The 19,377-nt window shown below is 53.3% G+C and carries 18 protein-coding genes; 12 read left to right on the forward strand and 6 right to left on the reverse strand.

Annotated elements, in window-relative coordinates; all coding sequences use genetic code 11:
- The first annotated feature begins 72 nt into the window (after positions 1 to 72).
- The 4 genes from ettA (at position 73) to IE092_RS13960 (ending at position 3,644) form a co-directional block, all read left to right on the forward strand.
- Positions 73 to 1,740 (forward strand): energy-dependent translational throttle protein EttA, encoded by a 1,668-nt coding sequence (ettA, locus tag IE092_RS13945; protein WP_189357924.1) that lies wholly within the window; start codon positions 73 to 75, stop codon positions 1,738 to 1,740.
- Between the two features lie 121 nt (positions 1,741 to 1,861).
- Complete coding sequence (locus IE092_RS13950; protein WP_189357808.1) at positions 1,862 to 2,227, forward strand: flagellar basal body-associated FliL family protein; 366 nt, start codon at positions 1,862 to 1,864, stop codon at positions 2,225 to 2,227.
- Between the two features lie 50 nt (positions 2,228 to 2,277).
- A complete protein-coding gene (locus IE092_RS13955) occupies positions 2,278 to 2,877 on the forward strand; it encodes an IMPACT family protein (RefSeq protein ID WP_189357809.1) in 600 nt (199 codons plus the stop codon).
- 65 nt (positions 2,878 to 2,942) lie between these two features.
- Positions 2,943 to 3,644, forward strand: coding sequence for a transglutaminase-like cysteine peptidase (locus IE092_RS13960; RefSeq protein ID WP_189357810.1), 702 nt, complete (start codon positions 2,943 to 2,945; stop codon positions 3,642 to 3,644).
- 140 nt (positions 3,645 to 3,784) lie between these two features.
- On the opposite strand, the gene IE092_RS13965 is transcribed toward IE092_RS13960, so the two are convergent.
- On the reverse strand, positions 3,785 to 5,743 hold the full coding sequence (locus IE092_RS13965; protein ID WP_189357811.1) for a bifunctional diguanylate cyclase/phosphodiesterase: 1,959 nt from the start codon (positions 5,741 to 5,743) through the stop codon (positions 3,785 to 3,787).
- Between the two features lie 140 nt (positions 5,744 to 5,883).
- Between IE092_RS13965 and IE092_RS13970 the strand changes: the two genes are divergently transcribed.
- From IE092_RS13970 to IE092_RS13980, 3 genes are all read left to right on the forward strand, one after another.
- Complete coding sequence (locus IE092_RS13970) at positions 5,884 to 6,195, forward strand: DUF2288 domain-containing protein (RefSeq protein WP_189357812.1); 312 nt, start codon at positions 5,884 to 5,886, stop codon at positions 6,193 to 6,195.
- 248 nt (positions 6,196 to 6,443) lie between these two features.
- On the forward strand, positions 6,444 to 7,091 hold the full coding sequence (locus IE092_RS13975) for a hypothetical protein (RefSeq protein WP_189357813.1): 648 nt from the start codon (positions 6,444 to 6,446) through the stop codon (positions 7,089 to 7,091).
- 117 nt (positions 7,092 to 7,208) lie between these two features.
- The gene (locus tag IE092_RS13980) at positions 7,209 to 8,474 is read left to right on the forward strand and encodes a tetratricopeptide repeat protein (RefSeq protein WP_189357814.1); all 1,266 of its coding nucleotides are present in this window, start codon (positions 7,209 to 7,211) and stop codon (positions 8,472 to 8,474) included.
- A gap of 230 nt (positions 8,475 to 8,704) precedes the next feature.
- On the opposite strand, the gene IE092_RS13985 is transcribed toward IE092_RS13980, so the two are convergent.
- The 5 genes from IE092_RS13985 to IE092_RS14005 form a co-directional block, all read right to left on the reverse strand.
- Positions 8,705 to 9,196 carry an SLATT domain-containing protein gene (locus IE092_RS13985; protein WP_189357815.1) on the reverse strand — a complete coding sequence of 164 codons (492 nt, stop codon included), beginning with the start codon at positions 9,194 to 9,196 and terminating at the stop codon, positions 8,705 to 8,707.
- An 87-nt stretch (positions 9,197 to 9,283) separates the two neighbouring features.
- The gene (locus tag IE092_RS13990; RefSeq protein WP_189357816.1) at positions 9,284 to 10,186 is read right to left on the reverse strand and encodes a DUF6414 family protein; all 903 of its coding nucleotides are present in this window, start codon (positions 10,184 to 10,186) and stop codon (positions 9,284 to 9,286) included.
- Between the two features lie 479 nt (positions 10,187 to 10,665).
- On the reverse strand, positions 10,666 to 12,219 hold the full coding sequence (locus tag IE092_RS13995; protein ID WP_189357817.1) for an ammonium transporter: 1,554 nt from the start codon (positions 12,217 to 12,219) through the stop codon (positions 10,666 to 10,668).
- A 19-nt stretch (positions 12,220 to 12,238) separates the two neighbouring features.
- Complete coding sequence (glnK, locus tag IE092_RS14000) at positions 12,239 to 12,577, reverse strand: P-II family nitrogen regulator (protein WP_189357818.1); 339 nt, start codon at positions 12,575 to 12,577, stop codon at positions 12,239 to 12,241.
- A 13-nt stretch (positions 12,578 to 12,590) separates the two neighbouring features.
- Positions 12,591 to 13,334: a TorF family putative porin gene (locus IE092_RS14005; protein ID WP_189357819.1), complete on the reverse strand. Its 744-nt coding sequence runs from the start codon at positions 13,332 to 13,334 to the stop codon at positions 12,591 to 12,593.
- 429 nt (positions 13,335 to 13,763) lie between these two features.
- On the opposite strand from IE092_RS14005, the gene IE092_RS14010 reads away from it, so the two are divergent.
- From IE092_RS14010 to IE092_RS14030, 5 genes are all read left to right on the forward strand, one after another.
- Complete coding sequence (locus IE092_RS14010; RefSeq protein ID WP_189357820.1) at positions 13,764 to 14,006, forward strand: accessory factor UbiK family protein; 243 nt, start codon at positions 13,764 to 13,766, stop codon at positions 14,004 to 14,006.
- A 5-nt stretch (positions 14,007 to 14,011) separates the two neighbouring features.
- The gene (locus tag IE092_RS14015; protein ID WP_189357821.1) at positions 14,012 to 15,532 is read left to right on the forward strand and encodes a YifB family Mg chelatase-like AAA ATPase; all 1,521 of its coding nucleotides are present in this window, start codon (positions 14,012 to 14,014) and stop codon (positions 15,530 to 15,532) included.
- Between the two features lie 119 nt (positions 15,533 to 15,651).
- Positions 15,652 to 16,347, forward strand: a complete 696-nt coding sequence (locus IE092_RS14020; RefSeq protein WP_189357822.1) for a DUF2076 domain-containing protein — start codon at positions 15,652 to 15,654, stop codon at positions 16,345 to 16,347.
- 175 nt (positions 16,348 to 16,522) lie between these two features.
- Positions 16,523 to 18,094 (forward strand): DUF1800 domain-containing protein, encoded by a 1,572-nt coding sequence (locus IE092_RS14025; protein WP_189357823.1) that lies wholly within the window; start codon positions 16,523 to 16,525, stop codon positions 18,092 to 18,094.
- A gap of 17 nt (positions 18,095 to 18,111) precedes the next feature.
- Complete coding sequence (locus tag IE092_RS14030; protein ID WP_189357925.1) at positions 18,112 to 19,308, forward strand: DUF1501 domain-containing protein; 1,197 nt, start codon at positions 18,112 to 18,114, stop codon at positions 19,306 to 19,308.
- Positions 19,309 to 19,377 lie beyond the last annotated feature (69 nt).

Here is a 19,377-nt window from a genome sequence, read left to right on the forward strand (position 1 = left end):
GAAAAACTGTCGGGCAGAGCGGCAATGCTGTATCCTTGCGGTCATCCTTTTGTACTCGGAAAACAACACAAAATGGCAAATTACGTCTACACCATGAACCGGGTCGGCAAGATCGTCCCGCCTAAACGTCAAATTCTCAAAGACATCTCCCTCTCCTTCTTTCCCGGCGCCAAAATCGGCGTACTGGGTCTGAATGGTTCCGGTAAATCCACCCTGCTGAAAATCATGGCAGGCATCGATACAGATATTCAGGGCGAAGCCGTGCCGATGCCGAATATCAAGATCGGTTATCTGTCACAGGAACCGGAACTGAATCCGGAACACACCGTGCGCGAATCCGTGGAATCGGGCATGGGCGAAGTGTTTGCTGCCAAAGCGCGTCTGGAAGAAGTGTATGCCGCGTACGCAGATGAAAATGCAGACTTTGATGCGCTGGCGGAAGAGCAAGGCAAACTGGAAGCCATCATCAGCGCGGCTGCCGGTGACAATGTGGAACTGCAACTGGAGATGGCGGCGGATGCGCTGCGTCTGCCACCGTGGGATGCCAAAATCGGCGTGCTGTCCGGTGGTGAAAAACGCCGTGTCGCCTTATGCCGTCTGCTGTTATCCAAACCGGACATGCTGTTACTCGATGAACCGACCAACCATCTGGATGCGGAATCAGTCGACTGGCTGGAGCAATTCCTGCTGCGCTTCCCGGGCACTGTGGTCGCGATCACGCATGACCGCTACTTCCTCGACAATGCAGCAGAATGGATTCTGGAGCTGGACCGCGGTGCGGGTATTCCGTGGAAAGGGAATTACTCTTCCTGGCTGGATCAGAAACAGGCTCGCCTGAAGCAGGAAGAAGCAACCGAATCTGCGCGTCAGAAAGCGCTGCAGAAAGAGCTGGAATGGGCGCGTCAAAATCCGAAGGCACGTCAGGCGAAAAGTAAAGCCCGTCTGGCCCGCTTCAATGAAATGAGTGAATACGAATACCAGAAACGCAATGAAACACAGGAGATTTTCATTCCTGTGGCGGAGCGTCTGGGTAACGAAGTCATCGAATTCAAAAACGTCAGCAAAGCCTTCGGCGACCGTTTGCTGATCGACAATCTGAGCTTCAAACTGCCGCCGGGTGCAATCGTCGGTATTATCGGCCCGAACGGTGCCGGTAAATCCACGCTGTTCAAAATGATCAAAGGCATCGAGCAACCGGACAGCGGTGAAGTGGTGCTCGGTCAGACCGCGAAAATCTCGCTGGTCGATCAGTCGCGTCAGGATCTGAGCAACACCAAAACGGTATTTGAAGATGTATCGAACGGTGCCGATATTCTCCAAGTTGGCCGCTTTGAAATGCCATCCCGCGCGTATCTGGGCCGCTTCAACTTCAAAGGCGGTGATCAGCAGAAAATCGTCGGCAATTTGTCGGGTGGTGAACGCGGTCGTCTGCATCTGGCGAAAACGCTGTTGCAGGGCGGTAACGTATTGCTGCTGGACGAACCATCCAATGATCTGGACGTGGAAACCCTGCGTGCGCTGGAAGATGCGCTGCTGGAATTTGCCGGCTGCGTGATGGTGATTTCGCATGACCGCTGGTTCCTGGATCGTATCGCAACCCATATTCTGGCGTTTGAAGGCGATTCTCAGGTCGTATTCTTCGACGGTAACTATCAGGAATATGAAGCCGACAAGAAAAAACGTCTGGGTGAAGAAGCTGCAAAACCGAAACGTATCCGCTACAAACCTTTGACGGTATAAATCGCTAACAGGCATACTGAACAGGCTGGCTGCCACGATGCAACCGGCCTGTCATGTTCAAACGGGTGATCTTATGCGCAAACACGCATTTCTCTTTTCTGTACTGCTCGCATGTTCTGCAATGTTTGCTCCGCTGCAGGCATCAGCGAATTCCGGCGGCGGCAGCGCCAGTGCCAGCGCGGGTGCAGTGACCACACCGCTGGAACCGTTTATTGTGAATCTGTCGACCTATGACCGCTATCTGCAGGTGGCAATCACGCTGCAGCTGGCAAAACCGGAACTGGCAGACAAGATCAAACAGAATATGCCTGTGGTCAGGCACAATCTGATTATGCTGCTTAGCAGTAAAGATTCTGCCGCGATACAAAGTGCCAATGGCAAGCATGATCTGATTGAAGAAATCAAAGAAAAAATTAATAAAGTACTGGATGTCAAAGAACGCGATGGCGTAACAGACGTTTATTTTGTTAATTTTGTTATTCAGTAATTTTTTATTATGAAGGACAGCTGCCGGTATTTGCCGGCAGCTGTTTTTTTATGTATCAGCTCGCTTCTCCTGTCACGTCCGAACTCGAAATCAAAAAAAGCCGCTTTCTGGGATTTTTATTCCCGGTACACAGCCGCCAGCAAGCCATGCAGCATCTGCAGGCATTGCGTGCTGCCCATCCCGGTGCCGTGCATGTGTGCTGGGCGCTGGTATGCACCGGCGATTCCGGTCTGGATGATGACGGTGAACCGTCCGGTACTGCGGCCAAACCCATGTACAACGTACTGGTTCACAAAGATGTGACGAATATTCTGGCGGTGGTGGTGCGTTACTGGGGCGGTATCAAACTCGGTGCCGGCGGCCTGACCCGCGCTTACGGACAAACCATTTCCGACGCATTCCGCGATGCACAACTGATTGCGGTTGAAGTCATGCAGGAACTGCAGATCACGGTCGCGTATGCGGCTGAAGCACAAGTACGACACTGGCTGGAGAAATTTCAGGCGGAAGTGCTGGATGTGCAATATGATAGCCAGACCCGTATGACGGTACGCCTGCGCGAAAAGCAGGTGGATGAATTGTGTGACGCGCTGACCTCCGCACTCAAAGGACAGGTCACGCTGCGCCGGACAGAGGAACCGGCTGCCTGATCCGGCGGCGACATTTCCTGCCTTGCCGGTGCTGAAGTTTTTTATGAGGATATCTGAAACTGCCCATGCACCGCCAACGCCTGACATGCCTGCTGAGTCTGTGCGCCGTGGCGTTGCTGGCAGCGCTGCCGGTCTGGTCCGGTCTCACCGATTTTTCTCCGGGGCTGATCGATGCCATGCAAAAACGCTTCGGTGCCGAAGCGCCGCGCCGTCTGCAATTATTTCAGTCTGCACTGAGCAAAATCCGGCGTGATGCCGGTGCAGATGGTCTGCGGGCTGCCATTCAGACCGCGAATGGCAAAGCAGAGCTTGCGCTGCTGCAGAAGGTCAATGATTTCTTCAACAAAATTCCGTATCTGACCGATCAGGAACACTGGGGCGTGCCGGATTACTGGGCCACGCCGGCGGAAATGGTCGCGTCCTGGGGCGGGGATTGCGAAGATTACGCGATTGCCAAATACATGTCCCTGAAAGAGCTGGGATTTCCGGTCGAACGTCTGCGCATCACCTATGTGCGTGCCGTAAAGATAGGCGAAACCCATATGGTGCTGGCGTATTACCCGTTTCCATCGGCCGATCCGCTGATTCTGGATAATCTGGTGGATGAAGTGCAGGCGGCTTCGCTGCGCACCGATCTGATTCCGGTCTACAGTTTTAATGATGAAGACTTATGGCTGGCCAGCGGTGTTAACCGCAAAGGCGGTGCGTCTACGGTGCGTTTATGGCGCGAAGTCATCGACCGTATGGAAAAAGAAAAGCGGATGTGATGTCGCAGGAGCCGGTTTTGGGCCGCAAACTGGCTCAAATGCGGGTTTCAGCACAGCGATCCGGCGGTCGTCGGCAGAAAGTCCGGGCCTCCGGAATCATGCGATGCGGACTTCTGCACAATTACCTTAGCGTTGCCGCCTTACAGATACGGACGAAACGCGCGCTGTACTGTCAGCGGTTCGGCCAGATAAAAGCCCTGACCAGCCACCAGACCGCATTCGCGTGCAAACTGCAGCATCGCGGCATTTTCCAGTTTTTGCGCAATCACCGGAATATTCATTGCCGTCGCCAGTTGCACGATGGCTTGCAAATGGGTGCGCCAGTTCTCATCCAGCATCGCCTGCTGCAACAATTGCGGATCGATTTTCAGATAATCAGGCACCAGCTGACGTAACAGACGCACCGCCGCCGGATGCAGGCCGAACTGGTCGATACCGGTCTGCACGCCGGACTGACGCAAAGTGCTCAGGGTACGCAGCACCGCCTGATCCGCCGTATGCAAATCTGCCTCACTGAATTCCAGTGCCAGTTGCTGTGCGACCGCTGCACGGTCGCTGCAGATACTGAGCAGCCAGTGGCGCCAGCCCTCATCAGCAAACGATGCAGAGGCGATATTCACCGCGATGCGGCGCGGTGCAGCGGCCGGCTGCGCCATCAGTTCCAGCGCCAGACTCAGCGCCGCCTGATCCATCACTGCCGATAACTGATGACGTTTCACCATCGGTAAAAATGCGGCCGCCGGCAACACTTCCCCGTCAGGCAATGCCAGTCTGAGCAGCAATTCCTGATGCAGCTCACTTTCATTATGCAGATGCAGCACCGGCTGCAGCGATAACTGCCAGCGGTTCTCAGTCTGCGCCTCTGTCAGTGCATGACGCCAGGCTTGCGATCCCATCCCGCTGAGCTGCCCGCTGCTGACCTCGTCATGCATACTGATTTGCTGCCAGCCCTGCTGCTGTCTGGCCTGCGCCAGCTGAAAATCCGCCCTTGCCATCAGCACGGTTGCTTCTGCCGGTGAAGAAAAACCACTGAGTACCGCAATCCACTGCAAACCGATGCAGGTGTCCGACAAAGACTGACGGATACGCGCCGCCAGCTGGCTGGCTTGCTGCGGACTCTGATTCCAGATCAGCAAGGCAAATGCGGAACCACCGAGCCGGGCAGCCAGCCCGCACTCCGCCGGAATATGCTGCTGCATTGCCTTTGCCACCAGTCGCAGCAAAGCATCACCGTGCGCAAAACCGTGCTGCTGATTCAGTTCATGCAAACCTTCCAGTTCCAGCAGCCCCAGCCAGGCCTGACTCAGGCCCTGATCGCTTTGCAGTAACTGGTTCAGCCGTAAGCGGAAACTCTCGCGGTTTTCCAGCCCGGTCACCGCATCCTGCATGGCCTGACGGCGCAGGCTGTCGCTCTGCTGCACGGCACGCGTCAGTTCCCGGTCTATATGCCGGCTCATCTGATTCATAGCCTCCACCAGCCGGCGCAGTTCACGCGCATACGGCACCGCTTGCACCGTGGTAAAACGGTGCTGCAGTATGCCGTTAGCCACGCCCTCCATCGCTTCCAGCGGATGCAGCAACCAGCGCAGGATCAGCAATCCGGCCAGCATCACCAGCACAAACAGCGCCAGCATCCATGCCGCCAGATTCAGCATGCTTTGCCACAAATACTGATACGCATAGGCCGGATGGCTGACTACCACCACTTTGCCGAGCTGACGCCAGCCCGCACTCACAAACGCTTCCGCCGGTTGCAACTCCAGCTGTACCAGCCGTGTCACCCAACCCGGTTCAGCCACTGTCTGATCTGCCAGTTCCCGTTTTGCCAGCAACTTGCCATCTGCATCCAGCACCAGCATTTGCCGGTAATAGCCACGGTCAAACACAGAAGCAATTTCGGTCGCTGCCAGCGTCGCATCATGCTGCTGCAACGCGGTCTGCAGCGTTTTGGATAAGGTGGTGGCCGCATCCTGTGCGTGGGATGCCAGTTGCTGTTGCAGGTAATCGCGGGTACTCAGTACCGTCAGGGTTTGCACCACGATGAATACCAGCAGAAACAGGCCGGAAATCGCGAGTAATAATTGTTTTTTCAGGGTCATGTCAGATCAGCCGGAAAGATGTGCCATCGGCCTGACTGCCGCTGATGGCCTAACTCTGAGAAAATAGCACTTTCGTCTGCCCCTTTCATGTTTTTCACCATGCGGGGGCAAAATCAGTCGTTTTTTACGCAGGAGTCGTTATGAATGAAGAATCCGGCGCGGAATTGCAGCAGAAAATTCTGCAGGAAACCGCACGTTATCCGTGGAAAGAATTAATCCGTCAGTTCGCTGCCGGTAATGTGGTCGTGGTGGCTGACGGTCTGGATCTGGTCGAAGTGGCGTACTGGATGGCCAGCGACAATGCGACCGCCATTGCACCTTTGCTCGCATCCGGCCAGCTGGCGAAAGTCAGTGATGAACAGGCGCAGCAATGGCTGAAGGAAGAAGCGGAATTGTGGACGGTGGTGGTGAAACCGTGGATTGTGGTGCAGTACAAAAAAGTCACACACTGACAGACTACCTCTGCCGGTATCTGTCTCTGACCTTAGCACCGGCAACAGAACTGCAGCGCAATGCTGTAGCGTAAAACACAATACCCGCCATCGCGCACCATGCCACTTTCCGGATACGCTGCGCCGGAATGATGATTTTTGCATATCATATACGATTCAACGACTCCGGCAGTCCTGCCGGATTTTCCCGCGCAGTGATCCGTTTCCGGTGCACTGCGGATCGTTTCCGGTGATGCAAGGAGAACGCTATGAATGGCTGGAATACCTATCCGCACAGCAATTCCCGCCACAGCGGCATGTTGCTGGCACTGGGATTACATGTCTTGCTGATCAGCGCGTGGTGGCAAATGCAGCATCAGCCGTGGCGCAGTCACAACAGCACATCTTCTGCGATGGAACTGGTGTTCGTCGCGCCGCCTCAGCCTGCGCCACAAGCAGCGCCGCAAGCACCGGTCGTCAGCCAACCCGTCGCCGCAGAACCGGTCAGAACAAGCAACACGCCACCGGCACCTGTTTCTGCAAAACGCAGCAAACCGGAACTTCCCCGCAAAACAACAAACGAATCCGTCAGTCAGCCTGTGGAGACACACGCCGTCAGCACGCCCGTCACTGACAACCCGCCAGCCGAACCCGCAACAGCAGCGACGCCGCGCAGCGGCCCCGATCTGCATCAGTTAAAAGCGAGTGCTGGCCGCATTGATAAAGAATGGCGCGGCACCACCATGGGCAAAATCCAGATGGCACAGGATACCGATCCCGGCACGGATGAAAAGCTGGGTAAAGGCGTGAAGAAGGCAGAGAAAAAAGAATGCCTGAAAGCGTATTCCGGCATAGGATTGTTAGCAATTGCACCACTTCTGGTCAGCACCGTTGTGGATACCGGCTGCAAATGGTGACGCGCCGGACGACTCCGCTATAATGCGCGTCTGGCGTTTACTGTCAACAGACCGCTCCGGACGTGCGTTGTGTCCGCAGAGCCGTCATTTTGCGGTCACTTTCACTTTGGAAGACTTATGAAAAAATCCTCTTTTCTTCTGGCTGCCATGCTGGCTGCCGTTATCGGCACCGGATTTGCACCTGCCTTCACCTCCACCGCGTTTGCACAACAGGCTGCGGAAGAGAAAAAACTGGACACAACCGTTCGTCCGGAATTCATGAAAGCCATCCCTGAGCTGCAAAAACTGCTGGAAGAAAAAAAATACGCAGAAACTGAAGAAAAGCTGAAAACCCTGGATGCGATGGATAAAAAACTGCCGTATGAGATTTTCATGCTGCACCGTTTCCGCGCCATCATCGGGTCTTCCACCGGTAACTCCGAATTGCTGGTGAATTCACTGGTCGGCCTGATCGAGTCTCCCTATCTGAAACCGGAAGAACGCCTGCGCATGACCAACGGTGTTGCCGTGGAATACTTCAATGCGAAACAGTATGACAAAGCAATGGTCTGGACACAGCGCTACCTGCAGAGCGATCCGAAAGACATCACCGTGCAAAGCATGGTTGCCCGTATTCATTATCTGAAAGCCGACTACCCTGCGACCATCAAAAAACTGGATGAAATTCTGGCGCTGAATAAAGAAAGCAAAGTCAAACCATCCGAAGAAACACTGAAGCTGTACACCAGCTGCTATCAGCACCAGAAAGACATGGCTGGTTATGCACGCATTCTGGAAATGATGGCCGAGTATTATCCTACCCGTGAAATCTGGAGCGACCTGATTTACCGTATTCAGAGCAAGCCCGGCTTCTCTGACCGCCTGCGTCTGGACATGTACCGTTTACTGATCAGCAACGGCACGATGGATGATGGCGCACAGTACGTCGAAATGGCAGAACTGGCATTGCTGGCGGCACTGCCGTCTGAAGCCAAACAAGTACTGGAAGCCGGTTACAGCGCCGGTCTGCTGGGCACAGGTAAAGACGCTGCGAAACACAAGCAGTTGCGCGACCGCGTGAACAAGCAGGTTGCCGATGAACTGAAATCGCAGGAAGCGGATGAAACCGCAGCACGTAATGCAAAAGGCGGCACCGGTCTGGTGAATACCGGTTACAGCTATGTGATTCGCGGTCAGGCTGAAAAAGGCGTACAACTGATGGAGCTGGGCATGAGCAAAGGCAGCCTGAAGTACGAAGATGAAGCCCGCCTGCATATGGGCATGGCTTACCTGAAAACCGGTAACCGTGACAAAGCAAAAGAAGTATTCGCTACCCTGAAAGGGGCAGATGCTGCGGATCTGGCACGCCTGTGGCTGCTGACCCGCCCTGCCGCACAAAACTGATCGTTTAACGCATCAGGCTGCTGTGCACAGACACAGCAGCACCCGACAACACCCTGTACCGCCCTGCGCGTACAGGGTGTTTTTTTGGGGAAGCGTTCTTTAATGCATGCTGCAACAAGACAGATTCGGTATTTTTATCTTATGGAGTTGGCAGATGATTACCGAGCCCATCAAAAACACGGAAACGTTAATTGTTAGTCAAAATAAAAACTTTTTCGAAGTGAGTCATTTCAATGAAGAGGCTGCTCTGATTTCTTGATGACCTCGATATCTACACCTCCAGCTTGCCGATATATCTTGAGTGGATTGTTTGGCGCCTCTAGCGCTAGATCATCAATTCGCTTTCGTAATGCTGCGATTACCTCGTCAGCAAGCTCTTTCTCGGATGATTTCATCTGTTCTAGTTCTCTTCCGAGAGCGCCATATCTTGCGCCGGCCATTCGATGCTTTTCTGCTCGCTCGGCATAACCCATGAACGTCTGGAGGCTCGCTAGCAAAGCAGCTAGGACACTAGCCAAACCGACGGCGACGCGTATCCATAAATCAGGTTGCTTCTCGATAGTTGCAAAGACGGATGTACCGACCAAAGTGGAGAGAAGAATGGTTGGTACACCAAGCCAATATGCACGCGACCCGAAATGACTGGCCGATAAGTAATGAGCGTATTGAGTGACGGCCACTCTGCGGTACCACTCGTTCAAAAGTTCTGATTGCTTCTTCATTTGTGTGCTCAATGAGGCCTCACGTTCCAAACTACCTATTTTCAAAAAACATCGCTTTTATCGGTTCGATGATTTGAGACTTTAGGTTTATATGCATACTGACATTGCCATGACTCGTACCGCTGGCCCTGGCAAAGTGAGTTGGCAGACCTGTTGCGCGATAATTCTGGCAGCACTCATGCCCTGTCTGTATTTATCAATTCCACTGCTGACTGTAACCAGTTTCTCAATAATTGCTAATGCTGAAGACAGTACTGTTCTCTGTACGAGACTGATGTTTTCTGTGCTACCAACATGACGAGAAATTCGACCTATCACCTTAAATCGGCCATCTGTAAGCTTTGCTTTTACCGCAAGTGGCTCCAAATCGCTCACATCGATATCCACCACGCCCAACTGCCTGTTTGTTTCTGGATGAACCATGATCATCTCAAGCTGACCTGACTTCAGATAGTCATTTTCCAATTCAGATAAAATCTTCGTAACTAATTGCTCGTATTTTGCTAAGTCAGCCTTCATGTTTTTTGTGAACACTTGAGAGTTGAATTTGTCTCCAAAATTCTGAAGCATCTGAGAGATAAGCGGCGTTGCAACCTTCAAGGCTTCAATAATCGAATAAAAATCAATTGGCTTAAGTATTACGTTCATCTCAACATAATTCTCATGGCTGTTGATTGATTCAATGTCTAATGTTCTGCTTAAGAACCCATTTTCATTCAGTGCATCAATCAAAGACATATGCAACCCCCCGAGGGTATAGCGTCTGGCGGTCTTTGTTGCGATTGTTTTCTCTTTTTCTTGCTCAGCCGAAGCAGAAATCGGCGACAGCAAATCCTGGAGAAATTTGAATCCTATACTGAGATTGCCTTTGTTCTTTGCAACCTTTCCCTCAGATATCTCAGATTCCAATGCGACGCCTTTGAATATGTATGCGGCACAATTGAGTACCATTTTTTCGTTTAAATAAACTGGTTCAACGTAAAAGCTCATAAGAACTATAAAATCTCATATAAATAATTTTTAAATATAACTGTTAGATACATATTTTTCAACATTCTTTGTATCGATTGAATCCTATTAAATACAACTACAGAAGTGCGATATGAGACCGAGCACCTTACCAAACACAACAATGTACTAGCACCGCTACTGGCTCCCGACAGCCAAAAACGCACCAAAAACGTGCAAAATGCGGATTTCTGCATGGGGGTGCGTCTGTCGTCGGCAGAAAGTCTGGCTCTGCGTAAAATACAGATGCGGTGTTCTGCACAGTCGCTACTGGCAGGCTGGTGCGAATCCGGTCAGCAATCAGGTCAGCGCAACGCTTTCCCTGTACCGTGCAGACGAAAAAAAAGGCCACTCTGCTTTCGCAAAGTGGCCGGAAGTTCAGCTTCGTGCGCTCTGTACACTGACTGAGGATATCGTTCGCGGGCTCTTGTTCTGATCAGCGGCCCTGACTGAAAACCATATTAAGAGTGATAAGCAGACTCGCCGTGGCTGGTGATGTCCAGACCTTCGCGTTCTTCATCTTCCGGAACACGCAGACCAATCACAATATCCACCAGTTTGTACGCAATCACGGAGACCACGACCGACCAGACGATGGTGACACCAACCGCAGTTGCCTGTGTGATCACCTGATCGACGATGGAGTAAGGATCGGCCGACATTTTGTTGGCAACGTAGTCAAAAATACCCTGACCGCCGAGCGAAGGCGCTGCGAATACACCGGTCAGCAAGGCACCGAGGATACCGCCGACACCGTGTACGCCGAACACGTCCAGCGCATCATCCGCACCGATCAGACGTTTCAGACCGTTCACGCCCCACAGACAGACGATACCTGCGACCAGACCAATCACCAGACCACCCATCGGGCCGACATAACCGCAAGCCGGAGTAATCGCGACCAGGCCTGCTACCGCACCGGACGCGCCGCCCAGCATGGATGGTTTGCCTTTGGACATCCATTCACCGAATACCCAGGATACAGTGGCTGCGGCGGTTGCCAGCAAGGTGTTCACGAAGGCCAGTGCTGCAACGTCACCTGCTTCCAGTGCGGAACCGGCATTGAAACCGAACCAGCCCACCCACAACAGGGATGCACCGATCATGGTCATGGTCAGCGAGTGCGGAGCCATGGATTCACGACCCAGACCGACACGTTTGCCGATCATGAATGCACCAACCAGACCGGCAATCGCTGCATTGATATGCACGACGGTACCGCCGGCGAAGTCCAGCGCGCCTTTTTGCCACAGGAAACCGGCTTTCGCTGTTTCTGCAGTCAGGCTGGCAGCATCTTTAATTGCATCCGGACCAGTCCAGAACCAGACCATGTGTGCAACCGGCAGATAGCTGAAGGTGAACCACAGCACCACGAATGCCAGTACTGCGGAGAAGCGTGCACGTTCTGCAAATGCACCGACGATCAGACCGCAGGTAATTGCAGCGAAAGTCGCCTGGAATGCCACGTACACAAATTCCGGAATCACCACGCCTTTGCTGAAGGTGGCAGCGGTTGTGTAGCTGGCTTTAACCGGATCCCAGATGCCTTTCAGCATGACGCGGTCAAACGAACCGATAAACGCACTGCCTTCGGTAAAGGCCAGCGAATATCCGTACAGGCACCACAGCACGATGATCACGGCAAAAATCATGAACACCTGCATCAGGATGGACAGCATGTTTTTGGAACGTACCAGACCACCGTAGAACAACGCCAGACCCGGAATGGTCATCAGAATCACCAGCAGCGTGGCAACCATCATCCATGCGGTATCGCCTTTGTTCGGTACCGGTGCGGCTGCCGCCGGTGCTGCAGGTGCGGCTTCTGCGGCGGATGCCGGTGCAGCGGCAACAGGTGCGACTGGTGCGCTGGCCGGCGCTGCATCGCTGACGCTGGCTGCCACCGGCGCTGCGGTTTCTGCCGGTTTGGAAGCGGCATCCTGTGCAAGCGCAGGCATCGCCAGTACACCCAGCAACGCGGTGGCGCATAAGACTTTCTGAATTATTTTCTTCATCTTGTTATCCCCCTGCCGGTCACAGTGCATCGTTGCCGGTTTCACCGGTACGGATACGGATGACCTGTTGCAGGTCATATACGAAAATCTTGCCGTCACCGATCTTGCCGGTACGTGCCGCGTTTTCAATTGCTTCAATGGCGCGATCAGCAATCGCGTCATCAACAGCAACTTCAATTTTGGTTTTCGGCAGGAAATCCACAACGTATTCGGCACCGCGATACAGCTCGGTATGGCCTTTCTGACGTCCGAAGCCTTTGACTTCAGTCACCGTAATTCCCTGTACGCCCAGATCAGAAAGCGCTTCTCTGACTTCGTCCAGCTTGAACGGTTTAATAATGGCTGTGATGAGTTTCATACTTTCCCCGGTCTCAGAATGTTTTTACTGCTGTCAGCAACAGCGTGGTTTTGCCGGTAAATTTGCCGGCAGGTGTCACATACAAACCTTTTTCTGCGTCCGTGCCGATCAGCGCGAGGCTGAACGAAACGCCGTAAAATTCCTTGGTCACGCCGAATTTAAAGTCGGTATAGCTGTAAGCGCCGTTGTTCTTCACGATCTGGCGGCCGGCATGCAGATTCATCACATAGCCGTCAGCCAGTTCCACATTCGCGCCCACATCCAGATAACCGCTGTTTTTACTGTTCACAAAGCCGAACAGATTGGTCACGCTGTGCGAATACTTCGCATAAAACGGGCCGGTACCGATCTGACCATAAATTTCCGTGGTGTTGGCATTCGCAAAGCCCGCTACTTTGTCCAGACCATTGGACGGATACACATAGTTCAGCACACCCACGTCATACGACCAGTCTTTGGCGATTTCGCCTTTTTTACCGAAGTAGATATCCCATTCGACATCACCGCTGCCACCGGCATCTTTGGTCCATTTGATGGTGGACAGCCAGGTGCCTGCGTACAAACCGGTAGGGTTGTGGGTATAGTCCGCACCACCCTGCAACGCCGGATCCAGACGGGATTGCGAAATCCCGCGGTAACGGTATTCACTGGCTGCACCAACGTTAAAACTGACTTCATGTTCCGGTTTCGCGTCTTCCGCATACACCAGACCCTGTGCGCCTGCCAGCAAGCCAACTGCAAGTACGATTTTCTTCATTGCGATACCCCTTCAAAGATGTAATACGTCAAGAATCAAAACGAAACCGAACTCAGTTCATCTGTTACCGGTAGACAAGACCTGAAGATCATTCGCAGTCCTGCCAGAAATGATTGCAATAATTCGGAGCTAAACCTCCTTTAGCACAAGTCGTGCCAGCAGCCGGAAAGTGGTATGCCCGCACTGCAACACACCATAAAACATTGATCGTTATGCAAAATTCCTGCTGGTATTGCATGGTTTTGCGCAGTCGCCGTGCCTGCTTTAGGCTATGATGAGAAACCACTGTGCGCTGGCTGTGCAGCATGCTGCGGTTCTGCGCCGGTTCTGCACTAAATTGACGCACTGCAGCGCGGCGCACTTTCAGAATAGGTGGCTTGCACAAAAAATGTGCAGAAAAAGCTAAAAAAACAACATTCAGGTGAAATCATGGATAAACCCAATCTCTTTAACGATCTCCAGAGCAAACTGAATCAGGTACTGGAAAACTCTCCGGCCAAAGACATCGAAAAAAATGTCAAAGCCTTCATGACCCAGAGTTTTTCCCGCCTTGATCTGGTTACCCGCGAAGAATTCGATATTCAGGCGCAAGTGCTGGCAAAAACCCGCGCCAAACTGGAAGCCCTCGAAGCCCGCGTTGCTGCACTGGAGGCACAACTGAAGGACGAATAATCCGCATGTCGCTTGCTGTTCTGAAAACCCGTTCCCTGAACGGGATGGAAGCACCGGCAGTCACCGTTGAAGTGCATCTGGCAAATGGCTTGCCAGCCTTCACCATCGTTGGTCTGCCGGAAACCGAAGTCAAAGAAGCCCGAGACCGGGTCAGAGCAGCAATCCAGAATGCGCGGTTTGAATTTCCCGCCCGCCGGATTACTGTCAATCTGGCTCCCGCCGATCTGCCCAAAGAATCCGGCCGGTTCGATTTACCGATTGCCCTCGGCATCCTTGCTGCATCCGGACAAATTCCTGCCGGTGATCTGTCTGGCTATGAATTTGCCGGTGAGCTTTCTTTGTCCGGCGAACTGCGTCCGGTACGCGGCGCGCTGGCCATGACTTACGCAATCAGCCGTCAGCCATCGGATCATTTACCCGCTTTCATTCTTCCTGCTGCCAGCGCACCGGAAGCCGCACTGGTACGCGATGCGGTGATTCTTCCTGCCGCATCCCTGCTCGATGTCTGCGCCCATCTGGCCGCTACCCAGCCCGAACACAAACTGACACCGTACCGTGCCGAACCGACAGCCGCTGTCGCGCTGTATCCGGATTTCCGCGATGTCAAAGGCCAGTCCAGCGTGAAACGCGCACTGGAAATAGCGGCCGCCGGTAATCATTCTGTTTTAATGAGCGGCCCGCCGGGCACCGGCAAATCCATGCTCGCTGCCCGTTTTCCGGGCATTCTGCCGGATATGACCGATCAGGAAGCGCTGGAGGCCGCTTCGGTGCATTCTTTAACCGGTGGCTTTCACGCCGGACTTTGGCGTCAGCGTCCCTACCGTAGTCCGCATCACACTAGTTCTGCGGTCGCACTGGTCGGCGGCGGCAGCACGCCGCGTCCCGGAGAAATCTCTCTGGCGCATCAGGGCGTATTGTTTTTAGATGAGTTACCGGAGTTTGACCGCAAGGTGCTGGAAGTCCTGCGCGAACCGCTGGAATCCGGCCGGATTCATATTTCACGTGCGGCGAGGCAGGCAGAATTTCCGGCACGCTTTCAGCTGATTGCCGCGATGAATCCTTGTCCCTGCGGTTACCACGGCCACCCCAGCATCGTTTGCCGCTGCACACCGGATCAGATTCACCGTTATCAGGACAAAATCTCCGGCCCGTTACTGGATCGCATTGATCTGCAAATTACCGTACCGGCGCTCAGCCATGAAGACTTACTGAAACAAGCGGACGGCGAATACAGTGCAGATATCCGGCAACGGGTGCAACGCGCTGCAGAACGGCAACTGCAACGACAAGGCAAACCGAATCAGTTACTCAGCAGTCAGGAACTGGATACGCACTGCCAGCCGGAACCTGCGGCCATGAAATTGCTGCAGCAAGCCATGCAGCAATTTCAATGGTCTGCCCGCAGTTGCCACCGCGTGCTGAAACTGGCGCGCACGATTGCTGATCTGGCAGATCAGGAACAAATCAGCAGCCGTCATCTGGCTGAAGCCATTCAGTACCGGCGGGTACTGAAACAAAATACCTGAGGTATTTTTTTAAAAGACGGGTCAGCGCACTATTGATTTCACGTCTGCCGTCCTGACATATGGCGCACACAGCCCAGCGGTTTGCGCGGGCTGGATGTTGATTGTTCACCGGAGGTCATATGTCGCCGCAAGAAACACAAATGTTGCAGAATTTTCTGGATCAGCTGGTACAGGTAAAAGGTACGGTCAAAGATCCGCAAGCGCAAACCATGATTCAGGACGCGTATGCCCGGCAACCGGACGCAGCTTATCTGCTGGTACAAAAAACCTTGCTGATGGAACAGGCACTGAGTAACGCTAACCGCCAGATCGCAGATCTGCAGGCAGAGTTGCGCGAACTGCGCAGCCAGCCGGCAGCCGCCGCAGGCAACAGCCAGAGTGGTTTCCTGAACAGCGCTTCCGGGGGCTGGGGTAACAGTGCACCGGCACGCAGCCTGAACACGGCTGCAGCACCTGCGCAGGTCATGCAGGCAGCGCCGGTACAGCCGGTTCCCCAGCAAGCTCCTGCAGCGGGCGGTTTTTTCTCGAATAACAGCGGTATGCTCGGCAATATTGCATCGACCGCAGCCGGTGTTGCGGCCGGCGCCTTTCTGTATCAGGGAATCAGCCATATGTTTGGCAGCCATAACAGCGGCAATCACAATGCGCTGTCAGATCAGTCCGGTGCTGCGCAGCTGAACAATAGTCAGGGTGAATTTATTCCGGGCTACTTCAGTCAGCCGCAGAATGACAGTTCTCCGCTAGAACCGCTGGATGCGCCGCTGAGCAGCGACTTTGCGTCTGATGACAGTTACGGCGGCGATGATCTGATCTGATCAGAGTATCCGAAGCTCACCGGGATACGCTTATTCACAGCATTTGCAGAACGTCACTTTTCCGCACGTTCTGCAAACTGGTGTTACCTGATCTATACAAATCTGCCGGTTCTGCAATCCACGTTATGCAGAATTCATTGTATGCTCCTGCATGAAGTTTCATTCAGGAGCATTCATGTTGCCGGTTCACCGCTTACGATTTCAGCACTGCCTGTCAGTCAGCCTGTTTTGCCTGCTGGCTGCCTGCAGTACCCCGCCTAAACAAGAAACGGTCATCCTGCCACCGGCGGGTAAAGTGTTCGCGCAATTCAATGTACGAACGGATCTGCTGCTGAACCGGCTGAGTTTCGGTGCCAATTATTCTTCCTACCAGCAAGTGCTTGCCGTCGGACCTGACCGCTATCTGGATCAGCAACTGCGTGCGCGCCACAGCATTGTCCCCGGCCCGATACAGGCGCAAATCGACAGTCTGACGATCAGCAAAATTCCGGCGGAAGCACTGGCCCGGCAAATGGAGGCACAGCGTGTAGAGTCAGAGCGTCAGAAAGGTACTGACGATACGCTGCGTAAAGCCTACCAGCAGGAAATGAACCGCTTAGCCCGCGAAGCTGCCTCGCGCAGTCTGCTGCGCGCTGTCTATTCAACGAACCAGTTACAGGAACAAATGACCTGGTTCTGGATGAATCACTTCAGCATTTTCTCCGGAAAACATAATATCCGCGCCATGATCGGCGATTTCGAAGAAAGTGCCATCCGCCCGAACGCACTTGGTAATTTCCGTGAATTACTGCGCGCTACGGTCTACCATCCGGCCATGCTGCGTTATCTGGATAATGAATATAACGCTGTTAATAAAATTAATGAGAATTACGCCCGGGAATTACTTGAGCTGCATACACTCGGCGTGAATGGCGGTTATACACAAAAAGATGTACAGGAACTGGCGCGTGTTCTGACCGGCGTTGGTGTCAACATGCAGGCACATCCCGAGGTACCGAAACTGCGTCCGGAAGCAGCGAAACTGTTTGTGCGTAAAGGCTTATTTGAATTTCATCCGCAACGCCACGACTTCGGCGACAAGCTGATACTGGGACACACGATACGCGGACGCGGTCTGGCAGAAACGGACGAAGTGATTGATATGCTGAGCCGCCATCCGGCCACCGCTCGATTTGTCAGTACGAAACTGGCGCAGTTTTTTGTCTCCGCACAACCAAGTGATGCACTGATCAGCACAATGTCCTCTGCTTTCCTGCGTTCCGACGGGGATATTCCTTACACACTGCGCACCATGTTTGACAGTGAAGAATTCATTCGATCGCTGGGCAAACAGTTTAAAGATCCCTTGCATTACGTGGTCTCCTCACTGCGACTGACCTACGATGGCAGCAATATTGTCAATACCGCGCCGGCACTTAACTGGCTGAATATGCTAGGCCAGCCCTACTTCGGACGACAAACACCGGATGGTTACTCGCTGGCTGAAAATGCATGGTCCAGCGCGGGACAAATGAGTACGCGCTTCGATCTGGCCCGCATTCTGGCAAATGGGAATGCAAACTTGTTCCGGGCAGAGGGTCAGAATAGCGCGGAGAAGTTTCAGGCCCCGACATTATCCAATGCGAGTTGCATCAAGAATATGCTGCCTTACCTGAGCAATGAAACCCGTCAGGCACTGGCGCAGGCAAAAAATACCACCGAATGGAATCTGCTGTTTCTGGCTTCGCCGGAAATGATGCACCGCTGAACGGAAAGGAAAGCATGATGGACAGACGTCAGTTTTTGCAGGGAATAGGCGCATTTGCAGCAACCGCAGGAATCAGCAGCAGTGTGATGGCTGCATCGGCAGATCAGCCGCGCTTTCTGCTCGTGTTTCTGCGCGGTGGCTATGATGCCAGTCATTTACTGGTACCGGTTTCCAGCAGTTTTTATTATGAATCACGTCCGAACATTGCCATACCGCGACCTTCCGAACGTCCGGAGTCGGCTTTGCCACTGAGTGCAGACTGGGGACTGCATCCTGCGCTGCGAGACACGATGCTGCCTTTATTTCAGCAGGGTGAACTGAGTTTTATTCCCTTTGCCGGCACAGATGACTTAACGCGCAGCCATTTTGAAACGCAGGACAGCATCGAACTGGGACAGGCATTGAATGGCAAACGCGACTTTCATTCCGGATTCCTGAACCGTCTGGCAGCAGTCATTCAGCCACAGCAGCCGATGCAATGTATGGCGTTTACTGACCAGTTGCCATTGATATTTCAGGGTGATGCCAGGGTTGCTAATCTGGCGCTGAAAAATCCGGCGAAAATGCAAATCGATCAGCGTCAGAGTCAGATCATCCGCGACATGTATCAGAAAAGCCGGCTGCAGGATGCAGTCACGGAAGGATTTAATGTCCGTGCTGATGTGATGCGTGAGCTGCAGGAAGAAATGAATTCCGCTAACCGTAACGCAATCAGTACGAAAGGTTTTGCACTGGAGGCGCAACGCATTGCACGTTTGATGCGTGAGAAATATGCGCTTGGATTCATTGATGTCGGCGGGTGGGATACACACGTCGATCAGGGAAGCAGTAAAGGTACGCTGGCAAACAAATTTGAAGAGCTTGGCAAAGGTTTGCAAACCTTCCGCGAAGAGATGGGTGGTCAGTGGAAAAATACCACCGTGGTCGTTATCAGTGAATTCGGCCGCACCTTCCGCGAAAATGGTAAGCGCGGCACCGATCACGGACATGGTTCAGTGTACTGGGTACTTGGCGGTAGTGTTAAAGGCGGAAAAATCGCCGGAGATCAGCAGCAGTTGACTGCGTCCACTCTGTTTCAGAACCGGGACTATCCGGTACTGAATGAATACCGTGCAGTTCTGGGCGGAATGTTTGCCCGCATGTATGGTTTGTCAGACTCTCAGCTGGCACAGGTATTCGGCGGCGTTCGGCCGCGCGATCTGCACCTCATTTAGAACTCATTTCATAAATAGCCACGAGTGCGAACGCGGGGTGCCGGGAAGCAGTGCGCGGCGCCGTTGCGC

The organism is Cognatundibacterium squillarum, from assembly GCF_014652435.1.
Taxonomy (GTDB): domain Bacteria; phylum Pseudomonadota; class Gammaproteobacteria; order Burkholderiales; family Burkholderiaceae_D; genus Undibacterium; species Undibacterium squillarum.

What these genes read in the sequence shown, in the direction of transcription:
- ettA (WP_189357924.1), top strand. Translation starts at nt 73, where the DNA reads ATGGCAAATTACGTCTACACCATGAACCGGGTCGGCAAGATCGTCCCG.
- IE092_RS13950 (WP_189357808.1), top strand. Translation starts at nt 1,862, where the DNA reads ATGTTTGCTCCGCTGCAGGCATCAGCGAATTCCGGCGGCGGCAGCGCC.
- IE092_RS13955 (WP_189357809.1), top strand. Translation starts at nt 2,278, where the DNA reads ATGTATCAGCTCGCTTCTCCTGTCACGTCCGAACTCGAAATCAAAAAA.
- IE092_RS13960 (WP_189357810.1), top strand. Translation starts at nt 2,943, where the DNA reads ATGCACCGCCAACGCCTGACATGCCTGCTGAGTCTGTGCGCCGTGGCG.
- IE092_RS13965 (WP_189357811.1), bottom strand. Translation starts at nt 5,743, where the DNA reads ATGACCCTGAAAAAACAATTATTACTCGCGATTTCCGGCCTGTTTCTG.
- IE092_RS13970 (WP_189357812.1), top strand. Translation starts at nt 5,884, where the DNA reads ATGAATGAAGAATCCGGCGCGGAATTGCAGCAGAAAATTCTGCAGGAA.
- IE092_RS13975 (WP_189357813.1), top strand. Translation starts at nt 6,444, where the DNA reads ATGAATGGCTGGAATACCTATCCGCACAGCAATTCCCGCCACAGCGGC.
- IE092_RS13980 (WP_189357814.1), top strand. Translation starts at nt 7,209, where the DNA reads ATGAAAAAATCCTCTTTTCTTCTGGCTGCCATGCTGGCTGCCGTTATC.
- IE092_RS13985 (WP_189357815.1), bottom strand. Translation starts at nt 9,196, where the DNA reads ATGAAGAAGCAATCAGAACTTTTGAACGAGTGGTACCGCAGAGTGGCC.
- IE092_RS13990 (WP_189357816.1), bottom strand. Translation starts at nt 10,186, where the DNA reads ATGAGCTTTTACGTTGAACCAGTTTATTTAAACGAAAAAATGGTACTC.
- IE092_RS13995 (WP_189357817.1), bottom strand. Translation starts at nt 12,219, where the DNA reads ATGAAGAAAATAATTCAGAAAGTCTTATGCGCCACCGCGTTGCTGGGT.
- glnK (WP_189357818.1), bottom strand. Translation starts at nt 12,577, where the DNA reads ATGAAACTCATCACAGCCATTATTAAACCGTTCAAGCTGGACGAAGTC.
- IE092_RS14005 (WP_189357819.1), bottom strand. Translation starts at nt 13,334, where the DNA reads ATGAAGAAAATCGTACTTGCAGTTGGCTTGCTGGCAGGCGCACAGGGT.
- IE092_RS14010 (WP_189357820.1), top strand. Translation starts at nt 13,764, where the DNA reads ATGGATAAACCCAATCTCTTTAACGATCTCCAGAGCAAACTGAATCAG.
- IE092_RS14015 (WP_189357821.1), top strand. Translation starts at nt 14,012, where the DNA reads ATGTCGCTTGCTGTTCTGAAAACCCGTTCCCTGAACGGGATGGAAGCA.
- IE092_RS14020 (WP_189357822.1), top strand. Translation starts at nt 15,652, where the DNA reads ATGTCGCCGCAAGAAACACAAATGTTGCAGAATTTTCTGGATCAGCTG.
- IE092_RS14025 (WP_189357823.1), top strand. Translation starts at nt 16,523, where the DNA reads ATGTTGCCGGTTCACCGCTTACGATTTCAGCACTGCCTGTCAGTCAGC.
- IE092_RS14030 (WP_189357925.1), top strand. Translation starts at nt 18,112, where the DNA reads ATGGACAGACGTCAGTTTTTGCAGGGAATAGGCGCATTTGCAGCAACC.